Genomic DNA, 14,439 nt, shown 5'->3' on the forward strand with positions numbered 1-14,439 from the left:
ATGACTTTTTTCAAAATTTTACATGTTGTTCGAAATATGCAGCCGGGAGCACAATCATGTCCTTATTTATTACATTGACCGTATTTATTGCGGCCTTAACCTTGATATTAATAAAACCTAAAGGGATTAACGAAGCCTTTATCGCCCTGGCAGGGGCCGCTTTATTATTTGCGGCACAGCTGCTGAAGCCGGAGGATGCAGCTTACATCTGGGGATTTGTCTGGAATGCAACCTTCTCGCTTATTGGCATTATGCTTTTTACATCGCTGCTCGATTATAATGGTTTCTTTCGATGGGCAGCCCTGCATATCGTTCATCGGTTTCATCATAGGCGGCTAGCGTTATTTGTAGGCTTGTCCATAATGGCCGCTATGATCACGGTGTTTTTCAACAATGACGGGACGATACTTATAATGGTTCCTATTGTCCTAGAAGTAACGGCATTGCTGAAGCTGTCTCGAAGCGAAAGATTAACGTTTTTAGTCGGAGTTGGATTTATGGCCGATACCGCGAGCGCTCCGCTCATGATGAGTAATCTTACGAATATATTAACGGCGGATTTCTTTGATATTTCCTTTGGCGAGTATGCATCGCGGATGCTGCTTCCCGGTATAATCGCTATCGTGGCTACGATTGTCGTTTCGGTTGTTTATTTCTGGGAGCCGATTGGAAGGGCATCAACAAAAAAACGGGGGCAGAGCCTTTTCCCTCAACCAGAATCGGCTATCACACACAAGCCATTGTTTTATTTGTCATGGGTTAATATTGTACTGATGATGATCGGGTATTTAGGTTCTGAGAGGATTGGCATTCCGGTTGCGGCAGTTGCGCTCGGATGTGCGGCTATTCAATGGATGGCTTCGGCTTCAGCGGGGCGCGCGCCATTCAAGGATACGATTCTACGGGCGCCATGGCTTATTATTTTGTTTGCTTTGTCAATGAATCTAATCGTGTATAGTCTTCATGTTCATGGAGCTACAGCGTGGTTTCCAGAGGTTATCGAGCGTGCTGCGGAAAAAAGCGAGCTGGTAGGTATTTTTGGATCGGGCTTGCTGTTTGCCATGCTTGCAGCTGCGATTAATAATTTACCGGCCGTATTGATCTCGTCGCTAGCCATTGAACAAGTTAATGGTCCAGATTATTTGCCTTTTGCGAGCCTGCTCGGCACTTCGATTGGTGCAAAGCTGACTCCGATCGGATCGCTTGCCACTTTGTTGTGGATTCAGCTGGTAGGGCAAGGCGGCATAAAAATTAGCTGGCGCGAGTATATGAAATATGGGCTTGTGCTAACCTTACCTATACTGCTGCTTGCATTATTGGGGTTATGGCTGCTGGATTGGTCATAGGGAATTAGCTGACTGCCAGCAGCTTAATTGAAACGATCTCATTATGGACAGGGTCAAGATCTAGTTTGAGCAGAGCATTCTTTGCTTCGTAAGTAAGCATATACGCGGTTTGCTTCTCGGGTTTTCCAAGTGTGCGCAGCGCCTGCTCAGGGTTGTCTCCAACTTGAAGGCCGCTTAGCCCCGCGGAGATGCTATTGCCGAACACCTCGACATATTGAACAGACTGATAAGGATTAATGCCGATTGCAAATCCATCATATTCAAGCACGGTAATGGGCTCGCTTTCTTCGTCCAGCTTGTAGCTGTCCAGCGGGATGCCGAAACGTTTTGTAATCGCAGAGTGATCATTTCCAATGGAAACGCCTTTAAGCATAGGCTGATCGGGATTCCATTCGGGATCTTCACTTTCTGTTTTCACTGATGCTTTCGTATCCTTATCCTTGCGAACCGTGGAGGTTTCGGCGCCTGTATCGCTGCTTGTATCTGCAGCGTTCCAGTAAGGCTCAACGGGGCTTAGCTCGCTGCCCTCCGTTTCAATATAATTTTTCTGCGGAGTATCGGGTGAATCGTTGTTTTGATCGCTCCTGGTAGAAACGATGTTTTCGGTTGTACCAGCTGGCTCTTTGGGAACCGCGCTTTGGCAGCCGGCTAATAGAATGATAAGTGCGGAAGCAGCAAGCATTGCCGTTTTTGCAGAATCTTTCTTGTAAAGGTTCAAGGTACACGCTCCTTTCTTGCCTATTAATATAATCGGTTTTAAAGTTTATAAGCATAAGGAAAAATTGGATTTCCGAGAATAAGCAATGGTAAGTTGTCTATTCTATTAGACGCAGTTTAAGTGGAAAAAGTTGCTCTTTTTTACCGGTGATTTGAAATTATTCCTAACAAATACTTTGAATTCAGAAGCATTCCTATTGAAGCCTTCCATAGGGTTGCACTTTTTGCCTGACCTATGGTACGTTATCAAAAAGGATTTTGGTGGAGGTAATGAAAGATGGAGAGCTTAAAACAACGCATTTTAGCAGAATCATCCGTATTGTCGAGCAATGTGCTGCGGATGGATGCTTTGATCAACCACCAGGTCGACCCACAATTGACAATGGAAATGGGACAAGAGTTCGCTAGACGCTTTGCGGAAGAGCATATTACGAAGGTATTAACAGTGGAATCCTCCGGCATTCCTGCAGCGTATGCAACGGCATTTACACTTGGCGTGCCGCTCGTATTTGCCCGTAGGAAGAAGACACTGATTGCGGATCCGGATGCATACCTAGAGCGCGTACCTTCCTTTACAAAAGGTATGGTTACCGATATTATGGTATCCAAGCAGTTTCTAAAAGCTGAAGATCGGGTATTGTTCATTGATGACATTATCGCAAATGGTGATGCCGCTCGCGGTTTAATCAAAATTATTCAGCGCTCAGGCGCGACATTGATCGGCCTAGGGGTCGTAGTCGAGAAGTCATTCCAAGCCGGAGGCAGAACGCTTCGGGAACAGGGAATTCGTGTAGAGCCGCTCGTGCGTATTTCATCACTGGATAACGGTGAAATACAGTTCGAGTAGAATGTTCCAGCACAAATGCTCTTTTCCCATCCGGTATTATCGCTTATAATGATACAGAAGTGATCGAGGGGAGGCACAAGTTATGGGGGAAATGTCTGCAGAGTTTATGTATACGAAGCTAAGCGGCGCGAAAGTCCACTTTGAGCGTGCACTGGATTGTAAACATACGGAATTTGATGATCTCTATCCTTATATGATTGAGCATCCACAGTTTTTCTGGTACAAACGCTATGTAGCATGGTCAGAGCTGTTAACGATCGTGAAGCTTTGTGATGAGTTGTCTATTGAATGGCGGGAACAGTTCACTGACCGTCAGAGCGAATATATTGGCAAACGCGTTATGTCATCGCGGGTGCTCGATGAATGGTATGAAACCAATGATGCCAAGGAGCATGCTGGCTAATGGAATGGTATTTCGGTAGTGTGCCGATAATTACCTTAAAGGTGAAAGAAGACCTCAATGTATGCGTGAGCATCCATTGGGGTTTTTCAATACCTTAAGGTACATATATGCTGTAAAAGGATGGAGGAACGTAAATGATAAGCGAAGAGAAGCTGGATGCATTTCGTGTCAGTGGAGAGACCATAAGGGTGGTTAGAGATGCGATGGAAGCGAACGATGTACATGGCATCGTCGTCGCTTGGGATGAGACCTCTGTTGTTATTCGGCGGCCCAGTCGACGCGTGGTGAAGCTCAGCCGTACATACAGCTTTGCACCGGTGTCTGAGGAACGTGTGAATGTGTTCGAGGACACGACTTCTATCAGTGAGTAATCTGTAGAAAAGGAAGAACCTCCGACTCTTTCTGGCGGAGGCTCTTTGGCTTTTCTTTATGAGCTTCATGAACATCCGCCTTGTCCTTGTTAAATAAAACGAGGATATTATTATTAAAGTCATAGAAGGATGGTGCTTATTGAAATTTAAAAATAGCAATGATATTCCTGTTCGTTTTTTTGTAAACGATGACATTAAGCTTGAGAAAAATGCTCTTGAAGAGCTTAACCACTTTCTTTCGGTAAATGAAGCGGTTGAGACATTAAAGCGCCATGCCCCCGGTTACTTCGCGAATGAAGATGCCAAAATCGAAGAAGTTGCGATCACGCCGGACTTCCATAAAGGAAGCGGGATCCCAGTTGGAACCACTATTTTCACAAAAGGTTTTGTCATTCCGCAAGCGGTTGGCAACGATATTAATTGTGGAATGCGCTTGTACACGACTTCCTTGAAGGAAAAGGACATACGATCCAATCTCAAACAAATCGAATCTGATATCCGTCATGTTTTTTTTGAAGGCGGGCGTCATATCCCGATGACCAGAATTCAGCGCGAAGCCATTCTCAAAGAGGGACTTATAGGAATACTCGATTCTCAAAAAGCGATGGTTCGTGATGGTTTATGGGAATTTTACGATAGGAAGCAGCAAGAAAAGGATCTTTTAAAAGTTAACCGACTGGGTTCGTTTATTACGGATAAAGTCGATGGATTGGATAGTTATTTAGGCAGCGCAGCGGTATCTTATGACAGTCAGATCGGTTCAATCGGCGGCGGAAACCATTTTGTTGAAATACAAAAGGTTGTGAATATCCGAAATCACGCGCTGGCAAGCGAATGGAATCTAAAGCAGAATCAAATTGTTGTGATGATTCATACCGGCTCCGTGTCTATTGGGCATCATGCTGGCCTTAACATCAAGGAAATGCTGAAGGGTATGTACCCAGCTTCCTTGAAGCATCCAGCCAATGGCATCTATGTACTGCCGCATTCTGAACAATTTGCTTCGGAATGGGCACGATACTGGAACCTGCTGCATAACGCAGCCAACTTTGCATTCGCCAATCGATTGTTTTTGGGACTTATGCTTCAGAAATCGTTAGCTAGAAGCCTAAAGGAATTTGAATATCAGCTGCTCTACGATGCTCCGCATAATTTTGTATGGGAGGAAACCATTGACGGTACTCCCGGTTATATCCACCATAAAGGCTCCTGCACAGCAAAATCAGCAGAACAAATGATGAATACGCCATTTCAGTATACGGGGGAACCTGTGTTCATTCCAGGCTCGATGGGAGCCAAAAGCTATATCCTCGCAGGACTTGGCAACCGGGATAGCTTGTTCAGTGCGAGTCATGGCGCAGGCAGAAGCCTTTCAAGAGGCGATTCTGTAAAAGTGGATGATGCACTGTTCCGGCAATTTATTGCAAAGTTCAATATTGTTACGCCGATTGATCCGAATCGGAATGATATTAAATCGAGGCAGGACATTTTGAAAAAGTGGGAAGAAGAATTAAAGAAAGAAGCCCCATACGCATATAAGGATATAAATGCCATTATTGAATCGCATGAAGAACATGGCATGGCGCAGGTCGTTGCGGAAGTAGAGCCTATTCTGACGATCAAGGGTTAATTCAGAGTAATGAAAGTTATTTTAATACTATACAAGAAAGAGCCATAATTAAAGGGCTCTTCTTATTTTATGTAAATTCGATAAAGGCATGATAACTCCCCAAGACTCTCTGTAATTAAAGGAAGAAGGAATCCATTTGCTTCCGGGCTTCTTCAATTTAAACTCAATTTTTCCAGTAGAATATGCTTCATAAACATTCCATTCATCTGAATTTACATCTTTGAATCTATCAAATCCATCCCAAGTCAAGCTCCCAGACAGTGCCTCACTGTCCGCATTTTCAAAAAGATTAATGATTAATCCACTCTTTTTTCTTAGAGTTTGCATTTGAAGTATTTTTAGCGCTTCACTTGCCTGCAATGGAGCAACCGAAGTCATAAGGTTGCTGTTTCCAGCTGTAAGTGTTACTGAGTCCCATCTGATCGGATCGTTAGCTAAGAACATGTTGCTCTCTTCACGAAGTTGAACATAAACTCTTCCATCAAAGATTTTAACGAATGGACTAACTTTTGCATTTAACTTATTTTCATCTTTTCAAGAGAAGCAGTCTTTGTTTTTGCATTCCATTTGATTTTAGCTCTCAACTTAACACAGAGAGGCTTGCTTTGAGCAAAGAAGAGCTGGCTTTAGATTATGTTGAGATCTATTCAAAATAAGTTCGCGTTAATGAATTTTTTATTGATCATTCCCTCCGCGTAAATAAAGCCAAGTCAAAAGGTCACCCTTCAAAACGCCACACAGTCAAAAATGAAACTAAGGCTGCCAGTTGCTGGCAGCCTTAGTTTCATTTAAATAGATGACTTCAGTTGTTGCGACTCAGACGGCGCATACTTCCATTTAATTGGGTTTTTACGATCGAGGACATCATACTAAGGAATAAAAATCGCAAAAATCCGACCTATAGTAGGCTTTCCCAAATAGCAGATACGAACTGTTCCTCTCTAAGAGGTAAGGATAATTCGGAGCAAGTCTTCAACCATTTGGCGAAGCTCCGAAGAGTTTCGGGCGACAATTTTAAACCCGCGCAATGCGCTTGTTAAAAGATGCGCCATTTTCTCTGGAGAAAGGCTGCTTGAGTTGTCGGCGAATTTTGATCGCGATTCCAAAATAGAGATCAGAACGACTTCAAGTTTATTGTAGCTTGCGTCGAGAGCATCCTGGGCGAATACGTAAGAGCTGTCGGTCATTTCTTTTACTTCCGGAGAGTTCAAGGATTGATCAAAATTGTTTATAGACCATACTTCGATCGCATACAAAATTTTGTCTTCAGGCGTTTTCTTGGAAGAAAGTCCCTCCACAATTTCTTCAATTAGAGTGTCGCCATAATGTAGAATCGTAGCGTTAAAAACTTCCTCCTTGTTCTTGAAGTACAAATAGAGACCAGCACGTGAAATACCGGCGGCCTGTGCTATTTCATTCATTGACACTCGCTTATAGCCATACTTGAAATACACGTCCAATGCTACGGATAGAATATGCAGCTTCTTTTTGTCGTCCATGAATTTATTATTATACACTTTACAAACTTTGTCCAGTCGTATAATATAGTCACATAGACATTTTATGTTTTTTGTCTAAATAAACACAAAAGGGGATCTGTCATAATGATCACGGCATAAATCAACACTGTCGAGCAGAGGCTGCCAAGTTTATTTGGTGGACAACGCGGCTTTTCTACTTGTGGATAGCAAGCTTATGACTGGCGTACGTGAATTGGCCATCGAGAAAACTTACCGAAACGCTTTGGACCGTTAACATGGAACTTTTGCTCTTTGGATCAATTCCGGAACTATTTAAATAAAGATTTTATTAGCTATATAAAATTCAAGTCATATTTTTCATAAAACAATTAAAGGAGTTCTATTCTATGACAACTAAACAAACACCCATCGGTTCCGGCTATGGAGCGTCTTCGACAGCCGAAGACGTTATCAGGGGTATTAACCTATTCGGCAAAATTGCTATCGTTACAGGCGGCTATTCCGGTCTCGGTCTTGAGACCGTCCGTGTGCTGCGTTCTGCTGGTGCCAAGGTCATCGTCCCGACACGTGATCGCAACAAAGCCGTAGCCGCGCTTGCGGACATCGAAGGCATCGAAATTGAAGAGATGGACTTGCTGGACCCTGCCTCAATCGATGCCTTTGCTGAGAGGTTTCTTGCCTCCGGCCAGCCGCTGCACATGCTGGTAAACAGCGCAGGCATTATGGCATCTCCTTTGACACGCGATTCGCGGGGGTATGAATCTCAATTCGCAACGAACCATTTGGGCCATTTCCAGCTTGTCGCTCGGCTTTGGCCTGCGCTGCGCAAGGCGAACGGCGCGCGGGTGGTTTCAGTTTCTTCCTGGGGACATCACTTTTCCCCCGTCGTGTTCGATGATCCCAACTTCGAGAAACGTGACTATGACCGATGGGGGGCCTATGGCCAGGCGAAGACGGCGAACATTCTCTTTGCAGTCGCGCTTGACAAGCGTGGCCATGCCGACGGTGTACGCGCCTTTTCCCTTCATCCAGGCAGCATTGTCGGCACCGGTCTCGAAAAATATCTTTCGAATGAGGAACTACGCGCGGCGGGCGTCATCGACGAAAACGGCCAGCCCGTTCTCGACCCAACGAAAAACCTCAAGACCGTAGGGCAAGGGGCTGCTACCAGCGTATGGTGTGCGACGAGCCCACAGCTTAACAATATGGGCGGCGTTTATTGCGAGAACTGCGATATCGCCCCTCTGGGACAGGACGCTGAGTCCGAATTTCATTTGAACAACAATTCGACATTAACGGACTCCGGCGTGATGCCATATGCGATCGATCCCGATGCGGCCGATCGACTCTGGAGACTTAGTGAACAGCTGATAGGTTTAACGTTTGGCATATCTGGCTGAGCAGAATGATCCTTTGATTATTGGGCCACCAATGTTTCAGTAATCCCGATAACATCTGGAACGAACCTGACTACTGGAATTCATAACATTAACTAAACAGAGAAACGGGACAACTCAGGACTAAATCCGCGCTGTCCCGTTTTTTGTTGTGAAGATTCCGGTAATTGACAGAGAAATAAAATCGTTTAATATTCCATTTGTCTATGACCATAAATGAAAAATTATGTTTATAGGTATCCCTGAAAAAGTTCCGGAAAATGTTCAGGATTCGCAACCAAGCTAACATGTTATAATAAGATACTGATTGCTTTCATAGAAAATATAAACAACAAAGGAGCTTACATCATGGATTCGATTTTATTTATTGCAGCATGGGCCATTATTGGCATTTTTATTGGTGGAGTAATTGTTTTGGTAAAGGCTAAATTCAAGAAATAGTAAATTATTTTTAAGATTTGTTTCCTAAAAACTTAACAAATGCTTTTGACAGTTTAATTGGTATTAAATGATTTGAATCAATATAGAAGCATATTGATTAAGGGGAAATGTATATGAGGAAATATCAGCTTCTTGAAGAGCCAACTAACTCGATAAAAAAAGTAATGTTATATGAGACGAGTGAAGGTGTGTACATTTTTTTATATGATACACATGAAGATAAGCCATGTTTTGCGGACTATTAGTTTGAGCTGGTAGAGGATGCTGATGATTACTGTAAAGAGAATTTAAATATAGTAGAAAACAATTGGCGTATGCTTGATGACCCCAAAGTCGGATGCCAGCATGATTTAATTGAATGTACATAAAACTTGGATTTAATTAAAGGTGACTTGGAATTTCTTTATCGCGACTATTGGCTGATTACAACAATTTATGATGATAGTGAAACACACTGGTCTCATCTTCAGTCAGATTCGGAATTCAGTTCACCATAAACTGGTTTTAGATAAAGAGAATATACAAGTATTATTAAAGCTTCAAAATCGTTAAAAAAGCGAGGGTAATAAACATGAAAAAAGATGATTTTGGTAATCGAATGAAGGATTACGAAAATGCTTTTCGACACATATTGCCACGAAGACTTCCAATCATATTTCTTATGGAGGCAGCAAGATGCCTCTAAGAATAGCATTTCGATGGTTGCTCAGGCTAACTTTCCTCACATGCAGTTACAGGGCTTGAACGGAAAGAAGCTTCAGGATAAATTATTTTTAGAAAAAGGGATTAACTGGAACGATCTTCCTACATGGCAAAAGCGTGGAGTTTGTATTACAAAACAAGACTACTTTAAAGATGATGCACAAAGAAGTAGATGGGCTGTTGATTTAGATATTCCAATATTTTCTCAAGACCGAGATTATATAAACAAATACGTGAACATGAGTAAGGATGATTGATTTGGAGTGCGTTATATTTATTGGAATACAAGCTTCTGGAAAATCAACTTTTTATAAAGAAAAGTTTTTTAATACGCACATGAGAATCAATCTGGATATGCTTAAAACTAGATATAGAGAAAGAACGTATCTTGAAGCGTCAATTCACGCCAAACAATCATTTGTTGTTGATAATACGAATCCAACAAAATTGGATCGCCAGAAATATATTGATGCGGTCAGTAGTCATGGTTATAAAATAATCGGCTACTTTTTTGAACCTAACCTAGATGAATCGTTCATTCGAAATGAACTTCGTAACGATAGAGAAATGGTTCCGATCGTTGGAATTAAAAGTACGCTTGGAAAATTGCAGAGGCCCGAATACAGCGAAGGATTTCACGAAATTTATGTTGTGACAACTAATGATGGAATTTTTAACGACAAGATTCAACAGTTATAGAATAATTGCTGACATATGCTCTCCTGCAAAGCTCCTATTTCCTAATTATTATGACCATAACAAAAAAGCACATTAGCAACTGTTTATTAAAAACAGAAAGCTAATGTGCTATACTTATTTTATTTAGAACGCGTAAATGCAATTTCTTCAATAAGGATGCGGCCGAGAGGACTCGAACCTCCACGGCTGTTACACCACTAGAACCTGAATCTAGCGCGTCTGCCAATTCCGCCACGGCCGCATAACTTGTTTCAACAGAAGGTATCATAGCATGATTTTGGTGAAAATGTCAATATTATTTTTGGTAAATGGGGGAACGGTTGTGAAGCAGCTAGAACAAAAGATTATTGAAGAAGGTATCGTACTAAATGAAAATGTGCTGAAGGTGGATTCCTTCTTGAACCATCAAGTCGATCCGCAACTTATGTATAGCATTGGTCAGACATTCGCAGCACTCTTTGAAGCACAAAACATTACGAAGGTGCTCACGCTCGAATCCTCAGGCATTGCGCCTGCTGTAATGGCTGCGCTGCAAATGAACGTCCCGCTCGTTTTTGCACGAAAGCGCAAGTCGCTTACACTAAAGAATGACCTGTACACGGAGAACATTTTCTCGTTCACGAAGCAAGAAGAGAGCGAGGTTACCGTTTCGCGTAAGTTCATAACAGAAGAGGACCGTGTGCTGATTATTGATGATTTTCTAGCGAACGGCGATGCAGCGCTTGGTTTGGCGAAAATCGTAGAGCAAGCACAGGCTTCGGTGGCCGGGATAGGGATTGTGATCGAGAAGGCATTTCAGCCAGGCAGAAACAAACTGGTTGAGCTAGGGTATCTTGTTCATTCATTAGCAAGGGTATCCTCTCTGTCGGAGGGCAAAGTAACGTTTGTCCCTGATCCGAATCGTACAGACAGCAACGATTCATTGACAATTCAATGATCATGTAACTATAATGCTTACATAAAGATAGTATCGGATTCTTTCCTTACAGGAGGTGATCACGTTGACTAGCAATAGGTTTGCCGTTGCCGTTCATATTATGACGTTGCTTGAAACGAGTAAGACATCACGTCTGACATCAGACATTATCGCTAGCAGCGTGAATACAAACCCTGTCGTCATTCGAAGAATTATGGGAATGTTGAACAAAGCGGGGCTTGTCAGGACAAGCGCAGGCGTTGCAGGTGCCGTCATCACTCGGCCGGCAAATGAAATTACGTTGAATGATATATACAACGCGGTTCATAACAATGGACAGGATGAGCTGTTTGCTATCCATGAGCAGCCTAATCCTGCTTGTACGGTTGGCCGCCATATTCAGTCTTCGCTGGAAACCGCTTTTAATGAGGCGCAGAAGGCAATGGCAGATAAGCTGGCCGGCATTACGCTCGAACAGATTTCATTAGATGTGATGAGCAAGGCGGATTAATAAAGAGTGATATGAGAAGAGGCCTTCATATGGCCTCTTTTTTGCTGTGTTTTTGTTGCTGCAGCAAGCCAGTTGATTTCGTTTGGGCGAAAATGGATGTAGCTCTACTGTGATAGGATTAGCATATTTCCCAGCATTTTCACAAACACTGATAGTAAAAGGCGAGAGGTGCGTGCAGCAGTGGGCAGACAGCAGAAAGAAAAAGCATGGAAACAAGAGGTTGTGCATACGAGAAGCTGGGGGCGTATGAGCATTAAAATAGCGGCAATATTGGCTTTATGCGGATTATATACGGTAGGAGCCAGTAAGACCAGCTTTGCGATCTCGGCTGATCGGACAGGCTCTGCCGTACAAGAGATAACGACACTTCAAGAGCAGCGTGCTGTCGCTGTTGTAATTGACGATTTCGGCAACGGAATGAATGGAACAGCGGAGATGATGAGGCTGCCCATTAAAATAACGGCAGCGATTATGCCATTTATGCCGACAACGAAGCTGGATGCCGAGGAAGCGCATAGACTCGGCCACGATATCATCGTACATATGCCTATGGAGCCGAATAAGGGCTTGAAGAAATGGCTGGGGCCAGGCGCATTAACGACTGATTTGAGTGACGAAGAGGTTAAGAAACGAGTAGAAGCTGCAATTGATGATGTGCCGCATGCGATCGGGATGAATAATCATATGGGCTCCAAGGTGACGGCTGACGAGAGAATGATGCGGATCGTACTTGGTGTATGCAAGGAGCGAGGGTTGTTTTTCCTGGACAGCCGAACCACCTATAAAACCGTCGTTCCCAAAATCGCCGAGGAGCTTGGTGTACCAATCGTCTCCAATGACGTGTTCCTTGATGACGTGTACTCCGTACAGCATATCTCCAAGCAAATTGGTGTTTTGCGCAAGCATTTGGAATCGCACGTCAGCTGCATTACGATCGGACATGTAGGACCTCCTGGAAAATTTACCGCATCGGTCCTTCAGCAATCGATCCCTGTTTTGCAGCCAAACGTGCAATTCGTAAAATTGACGGCACTTATACGCGGCAGCTCAATGAACGATCCACTTGTACTGCCTAATTCCTGAAGCAATGGCTTCAGCCACCTCTTGCTGCCGAACGGGATCTGTTAGCATGCTGCGGTCTGCCGCGCTGCTGATAAAGCCCATCTCGACAATAACCGCAGGGTCGGCGACTCGCTTGAGCAAATAAAACGGCTTTCCTTCACGCGGGAGGAAGGCCGTATGTTGTTGGCGATTAAGCGCGTCTTGAATGCAGAAAGCCAGCAAGGAGCTCTCACCGCTGCTTTGGTGCAGCACAAGCGGTCCTCTCTCCGTTGATTTCTTTGACCAATTCACATGCAGGCTGATGAGCAGCTCGCTATCAATTTCTTCCGTTAGCTGACGTCTCTGAGACAAATCCTTGCGATGCCTTGAGCGGGTAAGATGCCAGCGATTGTCATCGCTTAAGGCATAGTCGCCATTACGGTTAAGCACCGCGGGGATATTTTGGCTGCGAAGAATCGTGTATAGCTTGCGCGCAACCGCGAGGTTAATATCTTTCTCCAAAATATCGGCTGCAGATGCACCGCCATCGATACCCCCGTGCCCAGCATCGATAATGACAACAGTAGTGGGCAGCGCCCAATCCTGACTGGAGCCAACCGGCATTAAAGGCCAAGCGTCCGCGCTTGTCGAGCTGCTGCAAAATGCAAGACATAGTGCGATCGAGCCAATTATTATTGTACGAAACATAATGGTTGTTCCTCCAGATCACTTAGACGTATGCTTAGCGTGGCTTTTTGGAGGGCAACTCATGCATGTTTACATTCGACTGGTACGGGGCAAACTTAATGTATCATCTTATTACTGAGCTTGAGGAGGCGGGACTTATGGCAAAAGGCGATGAGTACGTGAAATATATGGCAGAGCAATTCGTGGCTTATATCGAAACGCCGAGGGAAGAGCGGAAGCAGACGCGAACATCAGCCAAAGCACGCAGGGAGCCATGGCTGACGCGTTGGTTCGGATGGGGACCGATGAGCATTATTTTGTGGTGGAGAGGGCTCGTTCAGCGTCAGCGGTAGAAGCTGCCGAATTCTATTAACAAGGATACCGGGATATAGCGCCTATCCGAACCATCCTCGCTCGTTTCGAGGGCAAGGTATATCGGACCGTTGTCCCATTTATGATAACCGACTACCGACCACACATATCTCATTTGATCTTGGAACAGCTCTGCGGTGAATCGGAGCTGTTCTTTGTTGTTTATTGGAGTGAATAACGCAGAGAAGGCATGGGCATTAATCGCAAGCGGCTTATCGGTCAGCCAAGGGAGCCGGTCGTAAGCTTGGAATGAAGGCAGGCTCAACTGTTTCATTATTTTAGCAGGCTTATGGGTTTGCATCGGATTGGGAGCAGTCGACATTGCAGCGGCAGCCTCCAGCCAGTCTTTATCTTGGATAGGCAGGCTCTCGCCACTGGATGAATCTGTGTAATAAGATTGTTCGCCATCAGCTATTTTCCATACGGACAGCAAGGGGTTAATGTAAAGGGGTTCGATTTGAGACGCTGGCTGCAGCAATTCAAGCTGCTTGACCGATCGGGATAATGTTCCTTGATCGAAGGGAGGGGTGCTGCTTGTCCCATATTCACCTAGTTGATAACCGCCTGACTCCACGGCATGTACAATCAGGTATCCAACGGTTTGTTTTTGTTGCTTTACGAGAACCAGCCAGCTGTGCGTACCTGGGCCAATTGGTGATATAACCAGGTCAGCTTTCTTCCACGCGGCAAATGAATTTTGGGATGACAGCTCTTGCACCCATTGCTCGGCTTGCTGCTGAACGGGCTCGTAGGTTGCTGCAGGTGTGGAGAACGCAGAAGCAGGCTGCTGCTGCATCCCGCCAGCATATAGCACAATTGCGGTTAGAACGCATGCTGCTGTTAGCTTAATGAATTTTTTTCGCAAAATGATCACCTCT

16 protein-coding genes, 1 tRNA gene and 1 pseudogene are annotated in these 14,439 nt (G+C 44.3%); 12 read left to right on the plus strand and 6 right to left on the minus strand.

Going from position 1 to position 14,439, the window contains the following annotated elements:
• Nucleotides 1-56 precede the first annotated feature (56 nt).
• Complete coding sequence (locus tag AB4Z29_RS12985; protein ID WP_441943473.1) at nucleotides 57-1,346, plus strand: ArsB/NhaD family transporter; 1,290 nt, start codon at nucleotides 57-59, stop codon at nucleotides 1,344-1,346.
• Nucleotides 1,347-1,350: 4 nt separating this feature from the next.
• Here AB4Z29_RS12985 and AB4Z29_RS12990 read toward each other — a convergent pair whose 3' ends face one another.
• Complete coding sequence (locus AB4Z29_RS12990; protein WP_441943474.1) at nucleotides 1,351-2,064, minus strand: hypothetical protein; 714 nt, start codon at nucleotides 2,062-2,064, stop codon at nucleotides 1,351-1,353.
• 276 nt (nucleotides 2,065-2,340) lie between these two features.
• Between AB4Z29_RS12990 and AB4Z29_RS12995 the strand changes: the two genes are divergently transcribed.
• The 4 genes from AB4Z29_RS12995 to AB4Z29_RS13010 all read left to right on the plus strand — a co-directional run bounded on the left by AB4Z29_RS12995 (nucleotide 2,341) and on the right by AB4Z29_RS13010 (nucleotide 5,314).
• The gene (locus tag AB4Z29_RS12995; protein ID WP_441943475.1) at nucleotides 2,341-2,910 is read left to right on the plus strand and encodes a xanthine phosphoribosyltransferase; all 570 of its coding nucleotides are present in this window, start codon (nucleotides 2,341-2,343) and stop codon (nucleotides 2,908-2,910) included.
• 82 nt (nucleotides 2,911-2,992) lie between these two features.
• Nucleotides 2,993-3,313 (plus strand): hypothetical protein, encoded by a 321-nt coding sequence (locus AB4Z29_RS13000; protein ID WP_138752003.1) that lies wholly within the window; start codon nucleotides 2,993-2,995, stop codon nucleotides 3,311-3,313.
• A gap of 134 nt (nucleotides 3,314-3,447) precedes the next feature.
• The gene (locus AB4Z29_RS13005) at nucleotides 3,448-3,684 is read left to right on the plus strand and encodes a hypothetical protein (RefSeq protein ID WP_441943476.1); all 237 of its coding nucleotides are present in this window, start codon (nucleotides 3,448-3,450) and stop codon (nucleotides 3,682-3,684) included.
• A gap of 139 nt (nucleotides 3,685-3,823) precedes the next feature.
• Complete coding sequence (locus AB4Z29_RS13010) at nucleotides 3,824-5,314, plus strand: RtcB family protein (protein WP_441943477.1); 1,491 nt, start codon at nucleotides 3,824-3,826, stop codon at nucleotides 5,312-5,314.
• 48 nt (nucleotides 5,315-5,362) lie between these two features.
• On the opposite strand, the gene AB4Z29_RS13015 is transcribed toward AB4Z29_RS13010, so the two are convergent.
• Both AB4Z29_RS13015 and AB4Z29_RS13020 read right to left on the minus strand, forming a co-directional pair.
• Nucleotides 5,363-5,758, minus strand: a complete 396-nt coding sequence (locus AB4Z29_RS13015) for a hypothetical protein (protein WP_441943478.1) — start codon at nucleotides 5,756-5,758, stop codon at nucleotides 5,363-5,365.
• A gap of 497 nt (nucleotides 5,759-6,255) precedes the next feature.
• On the minus strand, nucleotides 6,256-6,813 hold the full coding sequence (locus AB4Z29_RS13020; protein ID WP_441943479.1) for a TetR/AcrR family transcriptional regulator: 558 nt from the start codon (nucleotides 6,811-6,813) through the stop codon (nucleotides 6,256-6,258).
• Between the two features lie 368 nt (nucleotides 6,814-7,181).
• Here AB4Z29_RS13020 and AB4Z29_RS13025 point away from each other — a divergent pair, with 368 nt between their 5' ends.
• The 3 genes and pseudogenes from AB4Z29_RS13025 (at nucleotide 7,182) to AB4Z29_RS13035 (ending at nucleotide 10,034) form a co-directional block, all read left to right on the plus strand.
• Nucleotides 7,182-8,195, plus strand: a complete 1,014-nt coding sequence (locus AB4Z29_RS13025; RefSeq protein ID WP_441943480.1) for an oxidoreductase — start codon at nucleotides 7,182-7,184, stop codon at nucleotides 8,193-8,195.
• 1,088 nt (nucleotides 8,196-9,283) lie between these two features.
• Nucleotides 9,284-9,592 (plus strand): annotated as a pseudogene (locus AB4Z29_RS13030) (tRNA(His) guanylyltransferase Thg1 family protein); the annotation flags it as partial.
• Between the two features lies 1 nt (nucleotide 9,593).
• Entirely contained in the window at nucleotides 9,594-10,034 is a 441-nt protein-coding gene (locus AB4Z29_RS13035) for an AAA family ATPase (protein ID WP_441943539.1), read from the plus strand.
• Between the two features lie 157 nt (nucleotides 10,035-10,191).
• On the opposite strand, the gene AB4Z29_RS13040 is transcribed toward AB4Z29_RS13035, so the two are convergent.
• A tRNA-Leu gene (locus tag AB4Z29_RS13040) sits at nucleotides 10,192-10,275 on the minus strand.
• Between the two features lie 81 nt (nucleotides 10,276-10,356).
• On the opposite strand from AB4Z29_RS13040, the gene AB4Z29_RS13045 reads away from it, so the two are divergent.
• The 3 genes from AB4Z29_RS13045 to AB4Z29_RS13055 all read left to right on the plus strand — a co-directional run bounded on the left by AB4Z29_RS13045 (nucleotide 10,357) and on the right by AB4Z29_RS13055 (nucleotide 12,544).
• Complete coding sequence (locus AB4Z29_RS13045) at nucleotides 10,357-10,971, plus strand: xanthine phosphoribosyltransferase (protein WP_441943540.1); 615 nt, start codon at nucleotides 10,357-10,359, stop codon at nucleotides 10,969-10,971.
• Between the two features lie 64 nt (nucleotides 10,972-11,035).
• Nucleotides 11,036-11,461: an Rrf2 family transcriptional regulator gene (locus AB4Z29_RS13050; RefSeq protein ID WP_441943481.1), complete on the plus strand. Its 426-nt coding sequence runs from the start codon at nucleotides 11,036-11,038 to the stop codon at nucleotides 11,459-11,461.
• A gap of 180 nt (nucleotides 11,462-11,641) precedes the next feature.
• Entirely contained in the window at nucleotides 11,642-12,544 is a 903-nt protein-coding gene (locus AB4Z29_RS13055; protein ID WP_441943482.1) for a divergent polysaccharide deacetylase family protein, read from the plus strand.
• Here AB4Z29_RS13055 and AB4Z29_RS13060 read toward each other — a convergent pair.
• Nucleotides 12,509-13,210 carry an N-acetylmuramoyl-L-alanine amidase family protein gene (locus AB4Z29_RS13060; protein ID WP_441943483.1) on the minus strand — a complete coding sequence of 234 codons (702 nt, stop codon included), beginning with the start codon at nucleotides 13,208-13,210 and terminating at the stop codon, nucleotides 12,509-12,511. The two genes, AB4Z29_RS13055 and AB4Z29_RS13060, sit on opposite strands and share 36 nt — an antisense overlap.
• Before the next feature lie 65 nt (nucleotides 13,211-13,275).
• Between AB4Z29_RS13060 and AB4Z29_RS13065 the strand changes: the two genes are divergently transcribed.
• Nucleotides 13,276-13,542, plus strand: coding sequence for a YqzE family protein (locus AB4Z29_RS13065; RefSeq protein ID WP_441943484.1), 267 nt, complete (start codon nucleotides 13,276-13,278; stop codon nucleotides 13,540-13,542).
• Here the strand turns inward: AB4Z29_RS13065 and AB4Z29_RS13070 are convergent.
• Nucleotides 13,533-14,426 carry a hypothetical protein gene (locus tag AB4Z29_RS13070; RefSeq protein ID WP_441943485.1) on the minus strand — a complete coding sequence of 298 codons (894 nt, stop codon included), beginning with the start codon at nucleotides 14,424-14,426 and terminating at the stop codon, nucleotides 13,533-13,535. The two genes, AB4Z29_RS13065 and AB4Z29_RS13070, sit on opposite strands and share 10 nt — an antisense overlap.
• Nucleotides 14,427-14,439: the final 13 nt, after the last annotated feature.

The organism is Paenibacillus sp. 2TAB23, from assembly GCF_052115165.1.
Classification (GTDB): Bacteria; Bacillota; Bacilli; order Paenibacillales; family Paenibacillaceae; genus Pristimantibacillus.

Coding starts and splice junctions, on each gene's coding strand:
- AB4Z29_RS12985 (WP_441943473.1), top strand. CDS start 57: ATGTCCTTATTTATTACATTGACCGTATTTATTGCGGCCTTAACCTTG.
- AB4Z29_RS12995 (WP_441943475.1), top strand. CDS start 2,341: ATGGAGAGCTTAAAACAACGCATTTTAGCAGAATCATCCGTATTGTCG.
- AB4Z29_RS13000 (WP_138752003.1), top strand. CDS start 2,993: ATGGGGGAAATGTCTGCAGAGTTTATGTATACGAAGCTAAGCGGCGCG.
- AB4Z29_RS13005 (WP_441943476.1), top strand. CDS start 3,448: ATGATAAGCGAAGAGAAGCTGGATGCATTTCGTGTCAGTGGAGAGACC.
- AB4Z29_RS13015 (WP_441943478.1), bottom strand. CDS start 5,758: ATGTTCTTAGCTAACGATCCGATCAGATGGGACTCAGTAACACTTACA.
- AB4Z29_RS13020 (WP_441943479.1), bottom strand. CDS start 6,813: ATGGACGACAAAAAGAAGCTGCATATTCTATCCGTAGCATTGGACGTG.
- AB4Z29_RS13025 (WP_441943480.1), top strand. CDS start 7,182: ATGACAACTAAACAAACACCCATCGGTTCCGGCTATGGAGCGTCTTCG.
- AB4Z29_RS13060 (WP_441943483.1), bottom strand. CDS start 13,210: ATGTTTCGTACAATAATAATTGGCTCGATCGCACTATGTCTTGCATTT.
- AB4Z29_RS13065 (WP_441943484.1), top strand. CDS start 13,276: ATGTTTACATTCGACTGGTACGGGGCAAACTTAATGTATCATCTTATT.